This is a genomic window from Alteromonas sp. RW2A1 (genome assembly GCF_001886475.1).
In the GTDB taxonomy this organism is placed as follows: Bacteria; Pseudomonadota; Gammaproteobacteria; order Enterobacterales; family Alteromonadaceae; genus Alteromonas; species Alteromonas hispanica.
This window is the reverse complement of the sequence record NZ_CP018031.1, coordinates 3,230,943-3,252,737: the sequence shown is the minus strand read 5'-3', so window position 1 is coordinate 3,252,737 and position 21,795 is coordinate 3,230,943. Positions and strand designations below refer to the sequence as shown.

Genomic DNA, 21,795 nt, shown 5'->3' with positions numbered 1-21,795 from the left:
GCTATTGGCTTACGGTTTCTTTTACGTGTCAGGAGATAAAAAGCGATCACTTTTACACTACTGAGGCATTATTTCTGCTACAAGTTTTGTCAGTGTTAACTGCGCTTGAATCGCTTACTTTCTCCGTAAGGCGTAAAGTGCTGAACATCGCCACGCTGGCACTTAAGCTGAACGTTATGCCAGTACTCCGGCGTCATTAAGTCACCATGCAGCGACTTTAAAATATCTTTAAGTTTTCGTTTGCCAACAATGAAGTGTTCGAACTGCTCTGGAAATACATCGGTGGGACCAACGGAGAGTGTGTCGATTGCGTAGGGATCGTCAGATTTTGGAAGCGCGCGAAAATGTCGTTCGTTCATAAGGCAAATTTCGTCGTAGTCGTAAAAAATAACCCGCCCATGTCGTGTGATTCCGAAGTTTTTGTGCAGCATATCGCCCGGGAATATATTCGCCATGGCTATCTGTTTAATGCACATGCCGAGCTCATCTAGCGCGTTTGTTATTTTTTCTTCATCCGTTTCCTGTTGTAGGTATAAATTCAGCGGCGTCATTTTGCGCTCAATATACATGTGTTTAATGACTAACTCTGTTTCAGTAAACTCGAGACTTGACGCGCAAGTTGCCTGCAGCTCTTCAATAAGCTCGGGCGAGAGGCGGTCTAGAGGAAACCGGAAATTAACGTATTCGTGCGTGTCTGCCATTCTGCCGATACGATCTGACATTTTCACTAGCTTGTAGCATTCTTTAACGTGGTCTCGGGTTATTTTTTTACTCTCTGGAAACTCGTCCTTTATGATTTTAAAAACTACCCCGTAAGAAGGAAGGTGAAATACCATCATTACTAGGCCGCGAATGCCAGGGGCTGCTTCAAACTGATCGTCAGAGGTATCAAGATGTGCAAGAAAGTTACGATAGAAAACCGTTTTGCCATGCTTGTAATGACCCATGGCCATGTAAAGTTCGAAGTGTTTTTTGTTAGGCAACAGCTCTTGTAAAAATGCCGCTACTTCAGCCGGGTTTTGCGTGTCGGCCATAAAGTAGCTTCTCGCAAAGCCAAAAATAACGCTTAAATCTTTTCTATCGGTAAGCAGCGCATCGACAAACATGTTGGGTTCATTGTATCGACGCATAGCAATAACAAAAGGAAGGGTTTCATCTGGCATACAGATACGGCCAATCAAGTAGGCTGCTTTTCCTCTAAAGAAAGTAGGCTTTAATATTTCTACCGCATGCACGCTAGCAAGCTGAGCTGTTGTCAATCTCGCCCTTAGAGCGTCTTCCAAATTTTTTAAGTCTCGTTCGTAATCTTCAAAGGGAATGTTGTATCGATAAAGAGAGAAAATAGACTCGTACATCTCTCTTACCGTAGTGGTGGTATCAAAGCTATTAATCACTTTATGTCTGTCTTGGCCGGGCAGATAGCAACGGCTTGGCTGTACAAACATCATGTCGTTGTCTATTTTTCGGTGCTTAAATATTCGCCCGATAACCGAGTTGAAGAATGTTTCGGCAAGTTCAAACTGTGGGTGGCCTTCTAACTGCATTGCAAAGACTTTTTTGAGTTCGCGCCAGAATCCATCGTCTTTTTTGTGCACAGAGGTTAAATGATAAATTTCCGCCACTGCGTCAGATAAGCTCTGTTCGTAAATTGTGATGCGTTCTCTTGATGCTTGTTGGGTTTCCTTCCAATCACCTTTTTCAAAACGCTGTTGTGCACCACGAGTTATTCGTGTGAACCACCTGTAACTTTTGTCAAAATGAGATAACACCAAATAGGCCGCTTTTTTGGCTAGTGACGTTTCCTGTACAGACATGGTGCTTTGCATTGGAAGGTTCCTTTGTGCAGGTTCTAAGCATAATTCTACATTTTAGTTAACCTTCTATGTTTATCACAAAAAAAATACGTAGGCATGGCTAGACGCAGATTTTTTGCGCTAAGTCACCAATAATTAGCGACTTATTTTGTTTTATTATACTTTAGTTTAAGGTAGCTTATGGTTATGGAAATCAGCCGTAATGAGCCCCGATGAGTTTTAATGTGTTAATTTGTGACGATTCCGCGCTGGCGCGGAAAATGATGACACAAAGCCTTCCTGCTGGTTTTACAAATAATACCTTTGAGGTTACAAACGGGGTTGACGCCTTAGAAGTTCTTGCACATCACCCTATAGACCTGATGTTATTAGACCTTACTATGCCGGTACTGGGCGGGTTAAGCGTATTAAGTGAGATAAAACGAAGGGGATTAGAAACCTTTGTCATTGTTGTTTCAGGAAATATTCAGCCAATTAGTCACAGAAAAGTTGCTTCATTGGGAGCACTAGACTTTGTTCCCAAGCCCCTTGAAAGTAAACGGTTACACGAGGTGTTGAAAAAGTTTGGCTTTTTGGAACCTCAAAAAGAAGCTGATGCCCTGGCGATGTAGTGGCCGAGGGCATCAAAATTTTACTGTAGTCTTTCACCTCACCATTTAAGTGGGTGCTTGATCAAACCAGTGGCGAGTTTTGTTAGCAAACCAAACCAGGGAAAGCATGACAGGCACCTCCACTAGAACGCCCACTACCGTTGCTAATGCTGCGCCACTGTGCAAACCAAATAGCGATATCGCCACGGCTACGGCCAACTCAAAAAAGTTAGATGTGCCAATCATACAGGCAGGAGCCGCAATATTATGGGGCAGCTTTATTTTCTTCGCGGCAACGTAAGCAATAGCAAAAATACCATAGGTTTGTATGAGCAGCGGCACCGCTATTAGCACTATATCTTGAGGTTGCGCGAGTATAGTGTTGGCTTGTAATCCAAATAAAATAACGATGGTGAGCAAAAGCCCACAAATTGAAAAAGGCTTAAAGCTCTCTACTAATTTATTAACCGCATCAGAGCCTCTTTTCTCAATACGTTTACGAGTAACGAAACCTGCAATTAGCGGGAAAACCACATATAGCGCCACGGACAGAAGCAGCGTGTCCCAGGGTACAGTAATATCAGTAACACCAAGAAGAAGTGCCGTTAGTGGTGCGAATGCCACAACCATAATGAGGTCGTTAATCGACACTTGTACAAGGGTGTAGTTAGCGTCGCCTTTGGTAAGATGGCTCCATACGAACACCATTGCAGTGCAGGGTGCAACACCGAGTAAAATCATGCCCGCAATGTATTCAGTGGCGGTTTGGGGGTCTACCATGTCAGCAAAAATAACTTTAAAAAATAGCCAGCCCAACAGAGCCATGGTAAACGGTTTTATTAACCAGTTGATCACTAAGGTAAGCACCAAACCTTTGGGTTTTTTACCTACATCCTTAATTGAGCTGAAGTCAATCTGTACCATCATTGGATAAATCATTAACCAAATTAATACTGCAACTACTAAATTAACGTGGGCATATTCTAGTGCTGCAATAGACTCAAAAAGTTGCGGTGCTGCATAGCCAATACCTACGCCAATAGCTATACACAGTCCCACCCATACGGAAAGATATCGTTCAAAGAAGCCCATTTTTTGTACCTGTTAACGTTGTTTTGCTAGAGATAAATGATAAATACTGTCTATTTTTGATTAACACGTTTGCTTACCTCTTCAGCACTTTCAACTCGCTCTGAATAACGGTCGACTAAAAATGCGCTGTTGTCTCTTGTGAGTAGCGTAAATTTCACCAACTCTTCCACAACATCTACAATGCGGTTGTAATATGCGGAGGGTTTCATACGACCGTCTTCCTCAAATTCAAGGAAAGCCTTGGCAACGGAAGACTGATTGGGAATAGTCACCATGCGCATCCAACGGCCCAAGATTCGCATTTGGTTTACCGCATTAAAAGACTGTGAGCCGCCACTGACTTGCATAACTGCTAAGGTTTTACCTTGAGTCGGTCGAATGCCCCCCATGTTGAGAGGAACCCAGTCAATGATGCTTTTCATAATGCCCGTTATACTTCCATGACGTTCTGGAGAACACCAGATTTGACCTTCAGACCAAATCATAAGGTCGCGCAACTCTTTCACTTTCGGGTGGTCGGCATCTTCAGTATCAGGCTGCGGAAGCCCTTTGGGGTCGTACACTTTCGCTTCGGCGCCAAAATATTCTAAAAGTCTGGCCGCCTCTTCTATCACTAAACGGCTGTAAGAGCGTTCACGCAGCGAACCATAAAGCAAGAGAATGCGCGGTTTATGTGAGGAAAGCGAGGGCGAAAAGTCTTCCGCTTCTGGCTTGTGCATTTTATCTTTTTGAATATTTGCAGAGGGCAAGGTTTCATCTTGTAAAGCTGCTTTTGTCATTAGCTTGCCCCCAATGAAAGCAGTTCGTTTTTAAGTTGCTCTTGGGATAGGTTTTTCTCAGAGATCGCAGTTAAAGCTGAAACTCGCTGTTCAATAAGCTCAATAGTGTGATAAAACGCTTCGGCTTTATCTTGCTCGCTGCCCTCTAACTTAGATGGATCTTCTAATCCCCAGTGTACTTTTAATGATTTGCTAAAATAGAATGGGCAGCTTTCTCCCGCTGCAGAGTCGCACACGGTAATAACTAGATCGGGCTCGAAATCTTCAAATTCATCCCAAGACTGACTCTCTAGCCCCTCTACGTTATACTCTTTTTGCGCTAAGTATTTCAGTGAAAGGGGGTGTACCTCTCCAACGGGCTGACTTCCCGCACTTCTCGCCTGCAATTTACCTGAAGATGCATTTGAGATAGCTTCGCAAAGAATGCTTCGGCAACGGTTATGTGTGCAAATATAAAGAACTTTCATTGTAATCCTTTTTACCTAGTGAGTAGAGAGCTCATGCAGCACGCAATGGGCCGCAATGGTATTAAAAACACTGCTTCAACAAATAGACTGGCAGCAGTTCAGCTTTGATTTTGCTTCGCTTATATAATTAGGGTTTTCTTTTGCCGTCGAGGTAATCACTTCAAACGCCCATGCTGGTAATGCTGGGTTAATTTTGTAATAGACCCACTTTCCTCTGCGCTCATCGACGACGAGTTCACATCTGCGCAAATCCGCAAGGTGTCTAGATATCTTTGGCTGACTTAACTGCAAAGCTTCGGTTAAGTCGCATACGCAAAGCTCGTCTGCAAAACTTAGTAAAAGAAGTGTTTTTAGCCGAGTATCTTCAGACAGGCACTTAAAAAAACTCAGAGGAGACATAGCACAATTCATTTAGCAGTCACCGTTATATTACATATATGAAATATCGTATGTTTTAATGGTATACGGAAAACCATATGTGTCAAATCATATCTGAAATTTCATATGTTTTATTTTGAAACAGCTATTAATCTGAAAAAAGCAACACAGCCTGGGTATATTTTAAAAAGTAAGAGAAGAGAAATAGGTGTGATAAAAGAGGTATTAGCTAATTCCAACTTAAAAAAAGAAGCTTGAGCAACGCGCTCAAGCCTCTTTTTTCAAATGCTAAATGACTCTAGCTTGAAGGCTCAGGAATGTATGCATCGAAAGACATAGCCACTTGTGTGTCGTTTATGGCGTTATAGTGGGCAATTACATTATCCATAAACTGATACCAGGTTGGGTTTGGCTGCCAAATTGATAATAAATCTTTTTTCGCGATAGCTTCATCTTCGCCAAGCACATTCACTCGATATAAGTAGGTAAAAGATGCGCCGCGCCAGTTAAGCTTGCAATGAGTGAGAACTTTATCTGATTTTTGGTCAACGCCCTGCATAAAAGCTGCATAGTTTAAAAAGTCTGCAAGCGCAGGCTTTTCCCAATCAACCGGCACATTGAAATATGTTAGTCCTATTTCTGAAGCACTTACAATTTCTTGAGAGCGATCGCCAGGGATAAGGTCTACAACGTGAGAGACCCCCTGATTTTTCAACAGAGACAAATGTGTTTTTGCAGGCAAACCCGATGAGTACATAAAGTCGTTATTGGTTTGGAGGTTGGTAAGAGAGGCTAGGCTATCTATCTTTTGAGCGCTTAGCTTCTGCTCGTTTGAGGTTTCTTTCCCTGGCTCTTGAGAGACTGCGATAACAGAAAAGTTAACGACAAATAATGTGGTTGCCAAAAGAGAAGATTTTAATAAACGTCGTGACGGAGTTTTTCTTAATGCAAATGAATTCATAGAGCGACCTTAAGGGTTAATACATACGCAGGTACCCCATTAACACTATCGCATTATAAAGAACTAACAAGTTTTTCTGAGTGCTAAAGCAAAACAGCCCGTCACGTTTACTTGGCGGGCTGTCTTACTATATTTTTTGCTAGATTGTCTACTTGAAACTAGTTGCGGCTTCTATTGGAGAGCGCCGCTATTTATCCATGTGTACAACAGAGCGAATGCTTTCGCCTTTATGCATGAGGTCGAACGCGTCATTGATTTCGTCGAGGCCCATGGTGTGGGTAATAAACTCTTGCAGGCCAAATTCACCGTTTAAATACTGCTCTACAATACCTGGCAGCTGAGAGCGACCCTTCACGCCACCAAAAGCAGAACCGCGCCATACCCGTCCTGTGACTAACTGGAATGGGCGAGTAGAGATTTCTTGGCCAGCACCTGCTACACCAATAATAACCGACTCTCCCCAACCTTTATGACAGCACTCAAGAGCAGAGCGCATGACATCTACATTACCTATACACTCAAATGAGTAATCAACACCACCATCGGTGAGTTCCACAATAACGTCTTGAATGGGCTTGTCGTAATCTTTGGGATTGATTAAATCTGTTGCCCCTAGCTGTTTCGCTAGTTCAAACTTGCTTTCGTTTATATCGATACCAATAATGCGCTTTGCGCCAGCCATTCGTGCACCAATTATTGCAGATAAGCCAATGCCGCCTAGACCGAAAATAGCGACGGTATCGCCTTCTTGCACCTTCGCCGTATTCAATACTGCACCCATGCCGGTGGTAACGCCGCAACCTAACAAGCAAACTTCTTCAAGAGGTGCAGTTTTGTTTACTTTAGCCAGTGAAATTTCGGGTAAAACAGTAAACTCAGAAAAAGTAGAGCAACCCATGTAATGATAGATAGGCTCGCCGTCTTTAGAAAAGCGACTTGTGCCGTCTGGCATTAGCCCTTTTCCTTGAGTAGCTCGCACTGCTTGGCATAGGTTTGTTTTGCCCGAAGTACAAAACTTACACTCTCCGCATTCCGCTGTGTATAGTGGGATAACATGATCGCCAACCTCGACGCTAGTTACGCCCTCGCCAACCATTTCTACTACACCACCGCCTTCGTGACCGAGAACTGAAGGAAATACACCTTCAGGATCTTCGCCAGAAAGCGTAAATGCATCGGTATGACAAACGCCGGTTGCCTTGATGCGAACTAAAACTTCGCCTTTCTTCGGCAACTCAACATCTATTTCTTCCATCTTAAGCGGTTCGCCGGGTCCCCATGCTACCGCGGCTTTCGATTTAATATGGGTTTGACCTTCGCTTAATGAATCTTTGAACGAGCTCATACTGTTACTCCTATCATTACGGGTGGGTTGATGTTCGTGCTAGTAGAGCAAGTATAGGAGAGGAAGCCACACAGATATATACAGATTTAGTAAATCACTATTTCATATTTGTAATAATAAACCTATCATTACTACTTTAGGGCGTATTTTTGCGCATAGGGTGCAGGTGGCGAACGTAGGAGAGAAATGAAAAATTTAGACGGTATTGTTGAGTTTTGTAGCGTGGCTAGCGTAGGCAACTTTACTGGTGCCGCCAATAGATTGGACACCTCGGTGGCACAGGTGAGTAGAAAAGTAGCGACCTTAGAAAAGCGTTTAGGGGTGAAGTTGCTTCATCGCACCACGCGTAATGTCTCTCTAACAGAGGCGGGAAAGCTGTACTTTGAACAAACAAACCCTGCGCTATCTGTGTTAGAAAACGCGCAACTGTCTGTAAGCGCATTACAGCAATCGCCACAAGGACTAATAAAGCTAACCGCTCCTGTCGCCTTCGGTGAAGCGTTTATCGCGCCTTTGCTCAATCGCTTTCTTGAAACGTATTCTGGCATAAGCATACAGTGCGCATTTTCAAACGATACATTAGATATTGTGGAGCAAGGCTTAGATTTGGCAATACGTATTGGGAAACTGGAGGATTCTTCGCTCATCGCAAAAAGACTGGCTACCCGTCAACTTTATGTGTGTGGCAGCCGTGAATACCTTCAAAATAATTCAATACCCACGTCACTCGAAGATTTAAAACAGCACAGTTTACTTGTTGGCTCTCAGCCTTACTGGCGCTTTTTAATCAACAATGATGTTCAAACCGTTAGTGTTAGCGGCAGAGTACGATATAACAGTGGAAACGCCCTAAAGGCTGCGGCAATTAACGGACTAGGACTTACGCAATTACCTGGTTTTTATGTCAGAGATTCCATTGCACAAGGACAGCTTGTGGAGGTCTTACCAGATTACAAAGACAAGCAAGAGGCCATATGGACGGTATTTCCTTCTAATCGCAATGTGGCACCCAAAATTCGATTACTTGTTGATTTTTTGTCGGAAAACCTGACAGACGACAGATAAGGCATGGCAAAAATTCATGTTTTATACCTAAAAAGGAAATGATTTCACTTAAGTGTTGCACAAACTGAAATACAGTGTGGTGAAAACTGCGGTTGACAGATAGACGTCTATACGGCAAATTGAAGCTATGAAAAAGATTCTAGCGATTCGCACCACCATGATGTTTATTACCACCTTAAATAGGGCGGTCGGTGACTAGTGCAAATACGCAAAAGACAACGAAAGCCCGCCTCAAACAGAGCGGGCTTTTTTTTACACGTTTTAGCATGCGCAACCTTAAGGAGTAGCATATGAAAGTCTTAAAGTTTGGAGGGTCTTCTCTTGCCGATGCACCGCGTTATTTGCGGGTTACAGAGATTAGCATGGACACTCACCAAACCGACGGTGCTGCCGTAGTTCTCTCGGCCCCCAAAGGCGTAACCAACGCACTTTCTCTATTGTGCGAACAAGCAGCAGCGGGTGAAGACTTTCAGCCATTACTCGATAAGTTAAACGCGACAGTAACCGGTATCGCGAATAGTTTAAATGAAGAGTTAGATGGCTTTGAATACAACAGCGTTATTGCGTTTATTGACAGCCATTTAGCAGTATTGAAAAAACATTTGCAGGGCATCAATCTACTTGGTGTTGCACCTGACAATGTAGCAGCGGGCATATTGAGTATTGGCGAGTACATCTCTGTGACGCTATTCAGTGCCATACTTTCTGCCAAAGGTGTAAAAAATCGCATTATCGACCCAGTAACCTACATTCTTGCTGACGGTGAGTATCTAGACAGTATTGCCGACGTAGCATTGAGTAAAGCAAGATTTACCGATGTTCCAGTTGATGGCAGTGAATTTTTAATCATGCCTGGGTTTGTTGCGGCGAATGAAGAAGGCCAGAAAGTAACCTTGGGTCGCAACGGCTCAGACTATTCAGCCGCTATTTTGGCTGCGTGTATCGATGCAAGCTGCTGTGAAATTTGGACTGACGTAGATGGCGTCTACAATGCTGATCCTAACCAAGTTGAGGGCGCAGTTTTACTCGACAAGCTTACGTATCAGGAAGCCATGGAGCTTTCCTACTTCGGCGCAAAAGTGCTGCACCCTAAAACAATAGGCCCTATTGCTCAGCACCATATACCATGCCTTATTCGCAATACGCTAAATCCTGCTGCTCCTGGCACCTTAATCAGCAATGAGAAAAGTGAAAAATGGACATCGGTGAAAGGGATATCTCAGCTTGATAACGTCACCATGTTCAACGTTGCAGGCCCCGGTTTAAAAGGAATGGTGGGTATGGCAAGTCGCGTATTCGAAGTGATGTCGAATGCCAACATATCTATTAGTTTAATCACGCAGTCGTCGTCTGAGTACTCAATTAGTTTTTGTATTCAAAGCAAAGACGCCAACAAAGCGCTAAATTTATTAGAAGACGCGTTTGCACTAGAGTTACAAAATCAGTTGCTTGACCCTATTGAAGTACGTCACGACTTAGCCATAGTTACGCTTGTGGGTGATGGCATGCGCCAAACCAAAGGGCTTGCAGCGCGTTTCTTTAACTCTTTAGCTCAGGCGAGAGTGAATAACGTAGCAATAGCACAGGGGTCTTCAGAGCGCTCTATTTCTACGGTTATAGAAAGCAAACGGGCGAAAAAAGCGGTGAAAGTTATTCATCAAAATTTCTTCTCAGACAGACATACCATTGACGTCTTTCTTGTAGGATGCGGAAATGTAGGCAGTGAGTTGTTGGCGCAAATTGCCAAGCAGCAGCCAGCTTTATTAGCGCGAAACGTGCAGCTTCGTGTTTACGGCATGGCAAACAGCCGCAAGCTGCTGCTCAACAGTCAGGGTATTGATTTGAGCAGCGACTGGAAAGCGGCATTAGAAGCTGCTGGCGAAGGTTTAAGTGTTGAGCGTCTCTATCAATTTGTGAATGACAATAGTCTGGTAAACCCAGTTATTGTTGACTGCACTAGTCATGAAGCCATAGCTAACCAATACGTAGATATGATGGAAAGCGGATTCCACGTTGTTACGCCGAATAAAAAGGCCAACACATCAGCAATGGAATACTACCGCAAACTTCGTAAAACGGCACAAGCAACAAACCGTCAATATCTTTATGAAACAACGGTAGGCGCAGGCTTGCCAGTTATTGATAACCTGCAAAAATTATTTAGTGCGGGCGACGTATTACACAGATTCGAGGGCATATTGTCAGGTAGCCTTTCTTATGTTTTCGGTAAGCTAGAAGAAGGGATGACGCTGTCTCAAGCGACAGAAACAGCGAAGAAAAACGGCTTCACTGAACCAGACCCAAGAGATGACCTAAGTGGAATGGATGTGGCGCGTAAGTTATTAATAATGGCCCGTGAGGCCGATTTGGCACTTGAACTAAGTGATATAGAAATAGAGTCGGTGCTGCCATCTGGCTTCGCAGAATCCTGCTCAGTTGATGAGTTCATGGCTCAACTGCCAGAGCTAGACAGCGAATTTGCTAAGCGCGTTGAAAGTGCTAAGTCTGAAGGGAAGGTATTGCGCTACATTGGCAGTATCGAAGATGGGAAATGTAAGGTAAGTATTCAAGCTGTACCTGCAAGCAACCCGCTTTCACAAGTAAAAGACGGTGAGAACGCGCTCGCTATTAACAGCGATTACTATAATCCTATTCCCTATGTAATACGCGGCTATGGCGCTGGCGGTACAGTAACTGCCGCAGGTGTGTTTGCAGATATTCTGCGCACTATGCCGTGGAAACAAATGGCTTACTGAGTGTTTAAACGAAGCATTTAAACAAAGCTTTTAAAAAGAGTTTTTTAATATGAAAGTAATTCGCGCTTATGCGCCAGCTTCAATAGGCAACGTCAGTCTCGGTTTTGATGTTCTTGGCGCTGCCCTTGCACCCGTCAACGGCACTAAACTGGGTGATGAAGTAGAAATAGCATCTGCTGAGCAGTTTTCTCTTGAGACTGTTGGTGCGTTTGCGCACAAATTGCCCGGCGACGCAGGCAGTAATATTGTCACCAAGTGCTATTACTACTTCTGCGAAAAAATGGAGAGTGAGGGCCGTCAGTTAGCACCTGTTGCCATTACTTTGCACAAAAATCTTCCTATTGGCAGCGGGCTTGGCTCGAGTGCAAGCTCCATCGTCGCTGCTTTTGCGGGGCTTAATGCTTACTTTGATAGTCCATTTGACGACAACACTCTACTTACTATGATGGGGGAGTTAGAGGGGCAGATAAGCGGCAGCATTCATTATGACAACGTGGCGCCATGTTTTCTTGGCGGCATGACGCTGATGACGGGAGCTACCTCTCCGGTAACCCTGTCTTTACCCCTTAATGATGAATGGTATTATGCGATATGCTATTCAGGAATTAGTGTGTCGACCGCGGCGGCAAGAGATATTCTTCCCAAGCAGGTGGATATGTCAACTGCACTCACATTTGGCAGACAGCTTGGCGTATTTGTACATGCACTTCATGAAGGTGAGTTTTCACTTGCCGCATCGGTAATGAAAGATGTGATTGCAGAGCCGTATAGAAAATCTTTGCTTCCAGGGTTTGACGAAGCTAGAGCATATAGCGACAGTGAGGGAGCATTGGCGTTTGGTATTTCTGGCTCTGGGCCAACCGTATTCGCAGTTTGCAATAGTAAGGCGCAAGCTGAAAAAATTGCGGACTATTTGAGTTCAAATTACATACAAAATGAAGATGGTTTTAGCCATGTGTGTCAGGTTCCTAAGCTCGGTACACTTATCACTAGTGAGTAATTGCAGTAGGCTGGACGCAGCGCCTATTTAGGCGCACTAAGAATTAATAAAGGTAAAGAAAGTGGAATTGGTAAATTTAAAAGACGCATCAGACACGGCAAGTTTTGCAGAAGCAGTAAAACGAGGCTTAGGTAAAAACCAAGGCCTGTATTTCCCTGAAACAATTCCAGCGCTAGACGACATAGATGGTCTACTGGAGAAGCCCTTCGTTGAGCGTAGTATAGAAGTATTACGCACGCTTATTGGCGATGAACTAGAAGAAGGCGAGCTTAATGCTATTGTTGAGACCGCATTCTCATTTGGCGCACCGGTAGAAAAAGTGAATGACAATGTGTATTCACTCGAACTTTTCCATGGTCCCACACTGGCGTTTAAAGATTTTGGCGGGCGCTTTATGGCGCAAACCTTATCTCGCATTAGTGAGGGTAAGCCAATCACCATTTTAACCGCTACCTCAGGGGATACTGGTGCTGCCGTTGCTCATGCGTTCCACGGCATTGATAATATCAACGTGGTAATTTTGTTTCCCAAAGATAAGATAAGCAAACTACAAGAAAAGCTATTTACTACGTTGGGCGATAATATTCATACAGTTGCGGTAGAAGCCGACTTTGACGCCTGTCAATCACTGGTTAAAACTGCTTTTGACGACCCAGATGTGCGTGAAGGTTTGCATCTTAACTCTGCAAACTCTATCAATATAAGCCGGTTACTTGCTCAGGTTTGTTACTACTTTGAAGCGATGAGTCAACTTCCAAAAGAAAAACGCGATCAGGTGGTCATTTCTGTACCAAGCGGTAATTTTGGTAACTTAACTGCTGGCATGATTGCTAAAGCGATGGGCTTACCGATAAAACGCTTCATTGCTGCCACCAATTTGAATGATACGGTTCCGCGCTACTTAAAAACTGGTGAGTGGGATCCTAAATCTACCGTTGCGACTATCTCAAATGCAATGGACGTAAGTCAGCCCAATAACTGGCCCCGTATCGAAGCGCTTATTGAGCGTGGATATATCGACAAAGCCTGTTTAAAAGGCGAAATGGTTGATGAAGAGTATACCCAGTTGGCTATGCGTCAGTTAGCACAGCAGGGTTACACCAGTGAGCCTCACGCTGCTATTGCTTATCGTGCAGTAAGTCACGATTTAGAAGAGGGTGAAATTGGCCTGTTCTTAGGTACGGCACACCCTGCAAAATTCCGTGAAACTGTAGAAAATGTGTTGGGCAACCCAATAAGCTTGCCAAAGCCTCTTGCTGATGTTGCGGGTGAAGATAGCTTAGCAGTGGATTTGCCGGCGTCTTACGAGGCGTTGAAACAGCACATGATGAGCCTTTTAAAACCATGATGACATGGACTGAGGCATTAGCAGACGAGAAGGCAAAACCTTATTTTCGAGAGTTGATGCTACAGGTTCAGGCAGAAAGAGAGGCGGGTAAAATTATATACCCGCCTAAAGAAGACGTGTTTACTGCATTTTCAATAACCGCATTGGAAGACGTTCGAGTTGTAATATTAGGTCAAGATCCTTATCACGGTTCTAATCAGGCACATGGGTTGTGTTTCTCGGTTTTACCCGGGGTAAAAATTCCTCCTTCTTTGAAGAATATATACAAAGAACTGGCTAGCGACATAGAAGGCTTTGTAATTCCCAACCACGGGAATTTGTTGTCGTGGGCACAGCAGGGCGTATTGTTATTAAATACTGTGCTTACTGTTGAACAAGGTAAAGCACACAGTCATGCAAAGTGGGGGTGGGAAACCTTCACCGATAAAGTGATAGATGCAGTAAATGAACACCGCGAGGGTGTTGTGTTTTTACTGTGGGGAAGTCACGCACAAAGAAAAGGCGATAGCATAAACAGAGAAAAGCACTGTGTTTTGCACGCACCACATCCTTCTCCGCTTTCTGCGCACAGAGGTTTTTTCGGCAGCCGGCCGTTCAGCCAGACCAATCAGTTTCTTGCACAGGCGGGCAAACCGCCTATTCAATGGCAAGTATAGCTTTTAATCGCGCCTAAAAAGAAAAAAGCCGCCTGATTTCTCAGGCGGCTTTTTGTTATCTTTCTAGTGTTTCAAGTTCGTACTCAAAACCACAGTCTAACTCAGCGAGTTCTTTTTCTAATTTGTATCGATCCTGTAGCGCTTCGATTTCTCTCCACTTTCTTTTTTTGCTTTTTGTTTTTGCTGGACTTGCTTCGATGTCTAACATGGCAAATAGATCTGATTTATCCATTGGGATCTCCTTTTTACACCACTACAACTAATACAGAGCAATTGAGTAATTTCCCTCTGTACATTTTTTATCACAGCCGACACCAAAATAAAATAGTTTTGTTTACCTTTTATTAACAATGTGTGGCAGTTTTATGAAACGGCTAAGGAACGTCAGACATAAGGCAGCTTTATAAACTGTATTAATAATGCCCGGATTGGCTTTAACAACTCGGACACTAATTGATACGACCAACAAAAAACGGCCGGGGGTAAGCCGGCCGTTCAGTTTGTTTATTGCACCAAATGGGGATGATTCTCTATCCCCTATTTTCCTTATTTTGGTGCATTCGCTGCTCTGAATTTAGCAATCAACTGTTGTGTAGAAGCGTCGAAATCGTCTTTGCTCGCTTCACCTTGAATGCCTGCAAGTACTTGGTTTCCTAGTACTTTACCTAACTCTACGCCCCATTGGTCGAACGAGTTAAGGTTCCAGATAACGCCCTGAACGAATACCTTATGTTCATACATTGCAACCAACGCGCCAAGAGTTTTGGGCATTAGGCTGTCGAACAGAAAAGTATTGCTGGGTTTGTTCCCTGGCATTGTTTTATGTGCCGCCAAGCGTTTGCGTTCAGCATCATCCAAACCTTTACCATCTAGGTCTGCATAACAGGCTTCGAAGGATTTACCCTGCATAAGAGCTTGAGTTTGACCAAAGCAGTTAGAAGCAAGCATAGCGTGGTGGGTATCATCTTGGTTCGGCACGTTTAATGGCAACATAAAGTCGGCAGGAATAATGCCCGAGCCTTGGTGAATTAGCTGATGAAAGCTGTGTTGGCCATTGGTTCCTTCACTGCCCCAAATTATAGGGCCTGTAGGGTAATCAACACTATCTCCAGCCTGAGTTACCTCTTTACCATTACTTTCCATATCAAGCTGCTGAACGTAAGCCGGTAAGCCGCGAAGATAGTGGTAGTAGGGCAGTAATACGTGAGACTGTGCGTCGAAGAAGTTGCGATACCATACGCCTAACAAAGCGAGAAGTACCGGCATGTTTTCTTCAAGTGGTGCTGTTGTGAAATGGGTATCCATTTCAAAAGCACCTTCAAGCAATGCCTTAAAGTTGTCAAAACCCAATGCCAGTGAAATAGGTAGACCAATAGCCGACCATAACGAGTAACGTCCACCAACCCAGTCCCACATTGGAAAGATGTTATCTTCACTGATACCGAAGTCGGTGGCTGCTTTAACGTTAGATGATACCGCCACGAAGTGTTTAGCAATGTCTTGTTGCGTGCCACCGGACTTTAAGAACCAATCTTTGGCCGTTAGCGTATTCTGCAGCGTTTCTTGCGTAGTAAATGACTTTGAAGACATCACAACTAAGGTTTCTTCAAAATTCAGACCTGAAAGCACGTCGTGAATATGGCAGCCATCTACGTTAGCAACAAAATGCACTTTTACGGCATCAACAGTGTGAGGTTTTAGCGCCTCAGTCATGATTTTAGGGCCTAGAAAAGAGCCGCCAATACCAATAGCAACAATATGCTTGATTGGTTTTCCTGTGTAACCTTTGTGCTCGCCGTTGTGAATAGACTCGGTAAAGCCTTTCATTTTTTCAAGCGTTGCATGCACTTCAGGCATCACATCCTTGCCGTCTACCATAACAGGGCGGTCAGAGAAATTACGCAGCGCGGTGTGCAATACGGCACGACCCTCAGTAGAGTTAATTTGCTCGCCCTCGAACATGTTAGTTCGAATGGTTTCAATATTACATGCACGAGCAAGGTCGAAAAGAGAGGAAAGCGCGGCTTCGTTAACTCGGTTTTTAGAGTAATCGAGATATATTCCGCATGCGCTAAGACTCATTTTTTCAGCGCGTTCACCATCAGATGCAAACCAGTCGCGCATGTGAGCGCTTTTAACGGACTCTGCAATTTTACTTAGCTCTTTCCATTCAGGAAGTGATGTTAATACACTCATCGTAGTCTGGTCCTTACGCATTCAGTTTTTCGCGAAGCAGAGTCTCAAGCTTATCTTGGTCTGCAGCAAAGTTACGGATACCTTCAGATAATTTTTCTGTCGCCATTGCGTCTTGGTTCATGTCCCAACGGAACTCACCCTCAGTTAGGCGAGGCCCTGGTGTTTTTGTCGCACCACCATCTTTGAGCATAACTTCTAACTCACCTGGCTCGTTTGCTAGCTCTTCAAGTAATGCTGGGCTAATAGTTAGGCGGTCGCAGCCAGCAAGGGCTTGAATTTCACCGATATTGCGGAAGCTTGCGCCCATAACAACAGTTTTGTAGCCGTGTTCTTTGTAGTAGTTATAAATGCTTGTTACTGATACTACCCCTGGGTCCTCACTGGCAGAGTATGACTCTTTACCGGTAGACTTTTTATACCAATCTAAAATACGGCCAACAAAAGGTGAAATTAGGTATGCGCCCGCTTCAGCACATGCTCGTGCCTGAGCGAAGCTGAATAACAAGGTTAGGTTACACTGAATGCCTTTTTTCTCTAACGCTTCTGCAGCTTGAATGCCTTCCCATGTAGATGCAATTTTGATGAGAATACGAGACTTATCAATACCAGCGTCTTTGTATAGCTGAACCAAACGCTCTGCTTTTTCGATAGTGGCAGCGGTATCAAACGATAAGCGAGCATCAACTTCGGTAGAAATTCGCCCTGGAATCGTTCCTGAAATTTCTTTACCGATGGCTACGGCAAGTTTGTCCGACGCATCAACAAGCTGTTGCTCTGCGTCACTAGACTGTAATTTAGCCCATGCCACTGCGTCGTCAATCAAGCTTGCATATTGCGGTAGGCCAGCTGCTTTTAATAACAAAGACGGATTTGTTGTAGCGTCTACGGGCTGGTACTTTTTAATAGCGTCAATGTCACCGGTGTCGGCAACAACGGTAGTGATATCACGTAACGATGCTAGCTGATTGCTCATAATTCTCTCTAATAGTCATTCAAAATTTGCACAACTTGCCAGAAGAGCAAGTTGACTAAAACGGTTCGTTTTTGCGTATGTAGGGCGCTGACGTTTGATAACGTCAATTAATTTATAATTATGCACAGTTATATCAAAATCGCATGAATATTTATAGCGTATCAGCGCTAATTTACGGCTAATCGGATTTCTCTGTTAGCCCAATTGGTGTCTTTGTTCTCTGCCATTATTTTTTCCCATGACGGTGGTGATATACTTGCGCCATGTTGTTCAGCAAATGCCGATAAGCATTGACTGCAAAAACCGAAGGAGTTTTCATGTTAGTTGTAGTTTCCCCAGCAAAAAATCTTGATTTTGATACAGAAGTGCCGGTCAGCACATATACTCAGCCAAGTATGATGGACGATACCGCGCGCTTAATGGAAGTGTGCCGCACATTGTCGCCTGCAGATTTATCGTCATTGATGAAAATCAGCGATAAGCTAGCAACATTAAATGCAAATCGGTTTGCTGAATTTTCCACTCCCTTCAATACAAACAATGCACGGCAAGCTATGTATGCGTTTAATGGCGACGTTTACACAGGGCTTGATGCATATTCGTTAGATGACGAGTCTGTAGCGTTTGCACAAGATCACTTAAGAATCTTATCTGGGCTGTATGGCCTTTTACGTCCGCTTGATCTAATGCAAGCCTACCGCTTGGAAATGGGGACGAAACTGTCTAACCCAGAGGGAAAAGACCTGTACGCATTTTGGGGCGACCGCATTACGAAAGTACTCAATGAAGCCCTTAGTGCTCAAGGTGACAATGTGCTTATTAATTTGGCGTCTAATGAATATTTCAAAGCAGTAAAGAAAAAAGAATTAGACGGCATGGTGATTACGCCTACGTTCAAAGACTGCAAAAATGGTCAATATAAGATCATTAGCTTTTTCGCCAAAAAAGCGCGAGGCCTTATGGCGCGCTATATTATTGAGAACAAAGTAGCTGACGTGGACGGATTAAAAGCCTTTGATACTGATGGATATAGCTTCAGTGAAGAGCAAAGCTCCTCTACCGAGTTAGTATTTTTGCGTAATCAAGAGGCGCAGTAATAACTGGGTCTGCTCAGATCTTAACAAGTGCGAAGTTTTGCTGCTGATAGACTTCTCTTTATCAAACACGAGAATTGAATAGCCCTTTTGCTTTCCCAGTAAAAGGGCTTTTTTTAGCGCTGTCATTTTCTTGTAGTATGTTGTTTATACCTTTACTGTTTGTTTTTCCCCCTGTCCTAAAAGACAGTTTCTATAAATAAACAGGAAAGTTTAATGAAAATAATAAAGACGACATTAGCAATTTCAGTAGGCGCGATACTCACTTCCAACCCAGTAATAGAGGCGTCGGCAGCGGAAATCGCCATAGCCGGCGATATGAATCAAAGTTCTTCGACTAATCTAATTAGTTATCAAAATACTCAGCGAGACGCTTTTTCATCATCTGCTGATGGATTCCAGAAGTATCAACGAGGGGTATCTGACAGCATACCTTTTGCCGTGTTAGACGACAGCCTTTCTACTTTTACCGGCGACAGCCTGGGCATCATTGATGATAACAACGGTGATGAATTTTTCGGCGTAACCGACACAGTAAACCCAGATAACAGCGAGCCTGTAAGCGCGCAATGGGTATTTGATATTAGTGGAGCTCCCCAGTTAGGGTTATCGATAGATATTGGTGCGATGGGGGATTTTGAAAATTCAGATTTTTTCACTATTACAGCCTCAATTGATGGAGGCGTCGAGCAGGTTTTAATTGCTAGTTCTGTTGATGAATCTGGAAGCGCCTCTTACACCTTGGCAGGTGGTAGCTCATTTGAATTAAACGACCCTTTATTTGCCAACGATACACAGCTTTCTAACAAATTAAAGACTATTCGAGCAGCAATTGAGGGCACGGGAGCAACTTTGCAGGTGACGCTTACTGCATCATCTAATGGCGGCAGTGAAGCGTTTGCGTTTCAAAACTTATCAATTATTAGTGGGTTCGAAGAAAGCGAGCCTACCGGTCCAGAGCTTGTTTCCATAGCGGATATTCAAGGCACTGGCTTTTCAACAGAGTTGAGCGGTGAGGAAGTCATTGTTGAAGGTATCGTTGTCGGGGATTACCAGCGTAATGATGAAACCGATAACGGTGATCTTCGTGGTTTCTTTCTTCAATCATTGACACCAGATGGTAACCCGCTGACCTCTGAGGGAATATTTATTTTTGATGGTTCTTCTCCTTCCGTAGATGTCAAAATTGGTGATGTCGTAAGCGTGATAGGCTCTGTTTCAGAGTTTAGTGGAATGACGCAGGTTAGTGCTGATTCGGTGGTAGTAAATGCTGAGGGGCAATCCCTTCCTGAGGCGGTGTCGTTAACGCTTCCCATCAATGATGATTTGGATCTCGAGTCGGTAGAGGGCATGCGAATAATTCTGGAGCAGCCTTTGGTCATTTCAGAATACTTTAATTTTGATAGGTTTGGTGAAATTGTGCTTGCGCTACCACTAAACAACGAAAATCGCTTGATAACACCAACGGCGATAGAAGCGCCTGGTTCTAGTGCATTTGAACAAAGAGATATCGCTAACAGCCAAGCAAAAATTACGTTAGATGACGGCCGTACGTCGCAAAACGCTGATCCTGCCATACACCCTAATGGCGACGTCTTTTTTTTAACGAATAAGTTCCGTGGCGGAGATACGGTGCAATTTTTAAACGGGGTTATGCATCAGGCGTTTGGCGCGTATCGAATTCAGCCAACATCAGGGGCTCAATTCCTTGAAACTAACCCAAGACAGAGCGCTCCCGCTTTTGAAAGTGATATTACGGTAGCTTCATTTAATGTACTAAATTACTTTACCACCTTAGATGAAAACGGAAACCGTTGCGGACCGAATGATAGTTCGTGCCGAGGCGCAGATAACAGCGAAGAATTCGAGCGTCAAAAGCAAAAAATAGTTGCTGCGCTTGTAGATATAGATGCTGATATTGTGGGTCTTATTGAAATAGAAAATAACCCAGATGTATCTTTAAAGGATCTCACCGACAGCGTAAATGGCGTTCTGGGTAGTGAGGTTTACGCTTATGTAGATACCGGAACCATTGGTACAGATGCAATTAAAGTAGGATTAATCTATAAACAAGAAAGCGTGGAAACTGAGGGCGCGTTTGCAACATTAGACTCTTCTGTCGATAGTCGTTTTATAGACCAGTTAAATAGGCCTGTTCTGTTACAAACTTTCCGAGAAAAACAGCGAGGCGGTGTGCTTTCTGTTGCCGTAAATCACCTAAAGTCTAAGGGCAGCGATTGTGAAGATTTTGGTGATGTAGATATGCAAGACGGACAAGGGAATTGTAACGACGTGCGCAATGACGCTGCAAAAGCGTTCGTTGATTGGATCGCTACAGATCCTACAAACAGTGGCGACCCCGATGTATTAGTTATTGGCGATTTGAATAGTTACGATAAAGAAGATCCTATCTTAACAATAACGTCGTCAGGTTTTACTGATTTAGTAGCCAAATATGAAGGCGAGTTTGCTTACTCTTATGTATTTGATGGTCAGGTGGGATATCTTGACCATGCCTTGTCATCATCTGTTTTGACGGAGCAAGTAATAAATACACAGGTTTGGCACATTAATGCTGACGAGCCTGATATTTTCGATTACGACACGTCATTTAAAAAAGATGCACAAGATGCATTATTCGAACCTAATGCTTTTAGAAGTTCGGACCACGACCCTGTGATTGTGGGCATTAATTTAAATGTAGTTCCTGAAGACAAATCCCAATGTAAAAAGGGTAACTGGAAAACACTGAACCGTCATGACGGAAGTACGTTTAAAAATCAAGGTGACTGCGTGAGTTTTGTTAATACGGGTAAATAAAGCAATCATCTTTCTTGTGATGCTGCAAAAGGTAGCTATTTAGGCCGCCATGTTGCAAGCCGTATTAATGGTATGGACCCTCTCCTCCCATAAAGGCTTCAAATGAGCCAAGATAGAGTTATTCAAATCACTATCAAGAAGAAGAGGGTCACATGAATAAGAAAATGACTTCATGAAAAAGCCGAATATATGGCAGCAATGAATCACGTTAATAAGTCAACACGGTGTCTTGCAATCGGAGAGGGTCCATATATGGTATAAAATCACTGTGATAAAGCTGCGCTCAAGCGCAGCTTTTTTTTGATAATTCTTTACACAACTTATGACGATACCTTTCTCCAAAAAATAGCACTTTACAAAGATAACGCCTAAAGTATGTCAATAATTAGATAGGCCATAAGACAGACTTAAAATAATGTCGTCGCCTGATTCGAACAAACAGTGCTTTTAAGTTGATTTGT

At 43.6% G+C, this 21,795-nt stretch carries 18 protein-coding genes; 8 read left to right on the top strand and 10 right to left on the bottom strand.

Features of this window, described 5'->3' with window-relative positions; translation table 11 throughout:
* Positions 1 to 95: 95 nt before the first annotated feature.
* A complete protein-coding gene (gene aceK, locus BM528_RS14455; RefSeq protein ID WP_071980433.1) occupies positions 96 to 1,826 on the bottom strand; it encodes a bifunctional isocitrate dehydrogenase kinase/phosphatase in 1,731 nt (576 codons plus the stop codon).
* Positions 1,827 to 2,026: 200 nt separating this feature from the next.
* Here aceK and BM528_RS14450 point away from each other — a divergent pair, with 200 nt between their 5' ends.
* Positions 2,027 to 2,425 (top strand): response regulator, encoded by a 399-nt coding sequence (locus tag BM528_RS14450; RefSeq protein ID WP_071980432.1) that lies wholly within the window; start codon positions 2,027 to 2,029, stop codon positions 2,423 to 2,425.
* Positions 2,426 to 2,470: 45 nt separating this feature from the next.
* Here BM528_RS14450 and arsB read toward each other — a convergent pair whose 3' ends face one another.
* The 6 genes from arsB to BM528_RS14420 all read right to left on the bottom strand — a co-directional run bounded on the left by arsB (position 2,471) and on the right by BM528_RS14420 (position 7,426).
* Positions 2,471 to 3,496 carry an ACR3 family arsenite efflux transporter gene (gene arsB, locus BM528_RS14445; RefSeq protein WP_071980431.1) on the bottom strand — a complete coding sequence of 342 codons (1,026 nt, stop codon included), beginning with the start codon at positions 3,494 to 3,496 and terminating at the stop codon, positions 2,471 to 2,473.
* Between the two features lie 50 nt (positions 3,497 to 3,546).
* Complete coding sequence (gene arsH / locus BM528_RS14440) at positions 3,547 to 4,275, bottom strand: arsenical resistance protein ArsH (protein WP_071980430.1); 729 nt, start codon at positions 4,273 to 4,275, stop codon at positions 3,547 to 3,549.
* Positions 4,275 to 4,742 (bottom strand): arsenate reductase ArsC, encoded by a 468-nt coding sequence (locus tag BM528_RS14435; protein WP_071980429.1) that lies wholly within the window; start codon positions 4,740 to 4,742, stop codon positions 4,275 to 4,277. The genes arsH and BM528_RS14435 overlap by 1 nt, the downstream gene beginning before the upstream one ends.
* A 75-nt stretch (positions 4,743 to 4,817) precedes the next feature.
* Positions 4,818 to 5,141 (bottom strand): metalloregulator ArsR/SmtB family transcription factor, encoded by a 324-nt coding sequence (locus BM528_RS14430; protein ID WP_100973285.1) that lies wholly within the window; start codon positions 5,139 to 5,141, stop codon positions 4,818 to 4,820.
* Positions 5,142 to 5,418: 277 nt separating this feature from the next.
* Positions 5,419 to 6,081, bottom strand: a complete 663-nt coding sequence (locus tag BM528_RS14425; RefSeq protein WP_071980427.1) for a hypothetical protein — start codon at positions 6,079 to 6,081, stop codon at positions 5,419 to 5,421.
* A gap of 187 nt (positions 6,082 to 6,268) precedes the next feature.
* Entirely contained in the window at positions 6,269 to 7,426 is a 1,158-nt protein-coding gene (locus BM528_RS14420; RefSeq protein ID WP_071980426.1) for an S-(hydroxymethyl)glutathione dehydrogenase/class III alcohol dehydrogenase, read from the bottom strand.
* Positions 7,427 to 7,612: 186 nt separating this feature from the next.
* Here BM528_RS14420 and BM528_RS14415 point away from each other — a divergent pair, with 186 nt between their 5' ends.
* From BM528_RS14415 to ung, 5 genes are all read left to right on the top strand, one after another.
* Positions 7,613 to 8,491 carry a LysR family transcriptional regulator gene (locus BM528_RS14415; RefSeq protein WP_071980425.1) on the top strand — a complete coding sequence of 293 codons (879 nt, stop codon included), beginning with the start codon at positions 7,613 to 7,615 and terminating at the stop codon, positions 8,489 to 8,491.
* A gap of 290 nt (positions 8,492 to 8,781) precedes the next feature.
* A complete protein-coding gene (gene thrA / locus BM528_RS14410) occupies positions 8,782 to 11,247 on the top strand; it encodes a bifunctional aspartate kinase/homoserine dehydrogenase I (RefSeq protein WP_071980424.1) in 2,466 nt (821 codons plus the stop codon).
* A 49-nt stretch (positions 11,248 to 11,296) separates the two neighbouring features.
* Positions 11,297 to 12,247: a homoserine kinase gene (gene thrB, locus BM528_RS14405; RefSeq protein ID WP_071980423.1), complete on the top strand. Its 951-nt coding sequence runs from the start codon at positions 11,297 to 11,299 to the stop codon at positions 12,245 to 12,247.
* A gap of 61 nt (positions 12,248 to 12,308) precedes the next feature.
* A complete protein-coding gene (gene thrC, locus BM528_RS14400) occupies positions 12,309 to 13,595 on the top strand; it encodes a threonine synthase (protein ID WP_071980422.1) in 1,287 nt (428 codons plus the stop codon).
* Positions 13,592 to 14,251 (top strand): uracil-DNA glycosylase, encoded by a 660-nt coding sequence (gene ung, locus BM528_RS14395; protein ID WP_071980421.1) that lies wholly within the window; start codon positions 13,592 to 13,594, stop codon positions 14,249 to 14,251. Before thrC ends, ung begins: the two co-directional genes overlap by 4 nt.
* A gap of 55 nt (positions 14,252 to 14,306) precedes the next feature.
* Here ung and BM528_RS14390 read toward each other — a convergent pair whose 3' ends face one another.
* The 3 genes from BM528_RS14390 to tal all read right to left on the bottom strand — a co-directional run bounded on the left by BM528_RS14390 (position 14,307) and on the right by tal (position 17,420).
* Positions 14,307 to 14,483, bottom strand: a complete 177-nt coding sequence (locus tag BM528_RS14390) for a DUF3545 family protein (protein WP_012519516.1) — start codon at positions 14,481 to 14,483, stop codon at positions 14,307 to 14,309.
* Positions 14,484 to 14,797: 314 nt separating this feature from the next.
* Complete coding sequence (pgi, locus tag BM528_RS14385) at positions 14,798 to 16,447, bottom strand: glucose-6-phosphate isomerase (RefSeq protein ID WP_071980420.1); 1,650 nt, start codon at positions 16,445 to 16,447, stop codon at positions 14,798 to 14,800.
* Positions 16,448 to 16,460: 13 nt separating this feature from the next.
* The gene (tal, locus tag BM528_RS14380) at positions 16,461 to 17,420 is read right to left on the bottom strand and encodes a transaldolase (RefSeq protein WP_071980419.1); all 960 of its coding nucleotides are present in this window, start codon (positions 17,418 to 17,420) and stop codon (positions 16,461 to 16,463) included.
* A 317-nt stretch (positions 17,421 to 17,737) separates the two neighbouring features.
* On the opposite strand from tal, the gene yaaA reads away from it, so the two are divergent.
* Positions 17,738 to 18,517 (top strand): peroxide stress protein YaaA, encoded by a 780-nt coding sequence (gene yaaA, locus BM528_RS14375; protein ID WP_071980418.1) that lies wholly within the window; start codon positions 17,738 to 17,740, stop codon positions 18,515 to 18,517.
* 213 nt (positions 18,518 to 18,730) lie between these two features.
* The gene (locus BM528_RS14370; RefSeq protein WP_071980417.1) at positions 18,731 to 21,334 is read left to right on the top strand and encodes an ExeM/NucH family extracellular endonuclease; all 2,604 of its coding nucleotides are present in this window, start codon (positions 18,731 to 18,733) and stop codon (positions 21,332 to 21,334) included.
* The last annotated feature ends 461 nt before the right edge of the window (positions 21,335 to 21,795 follow it).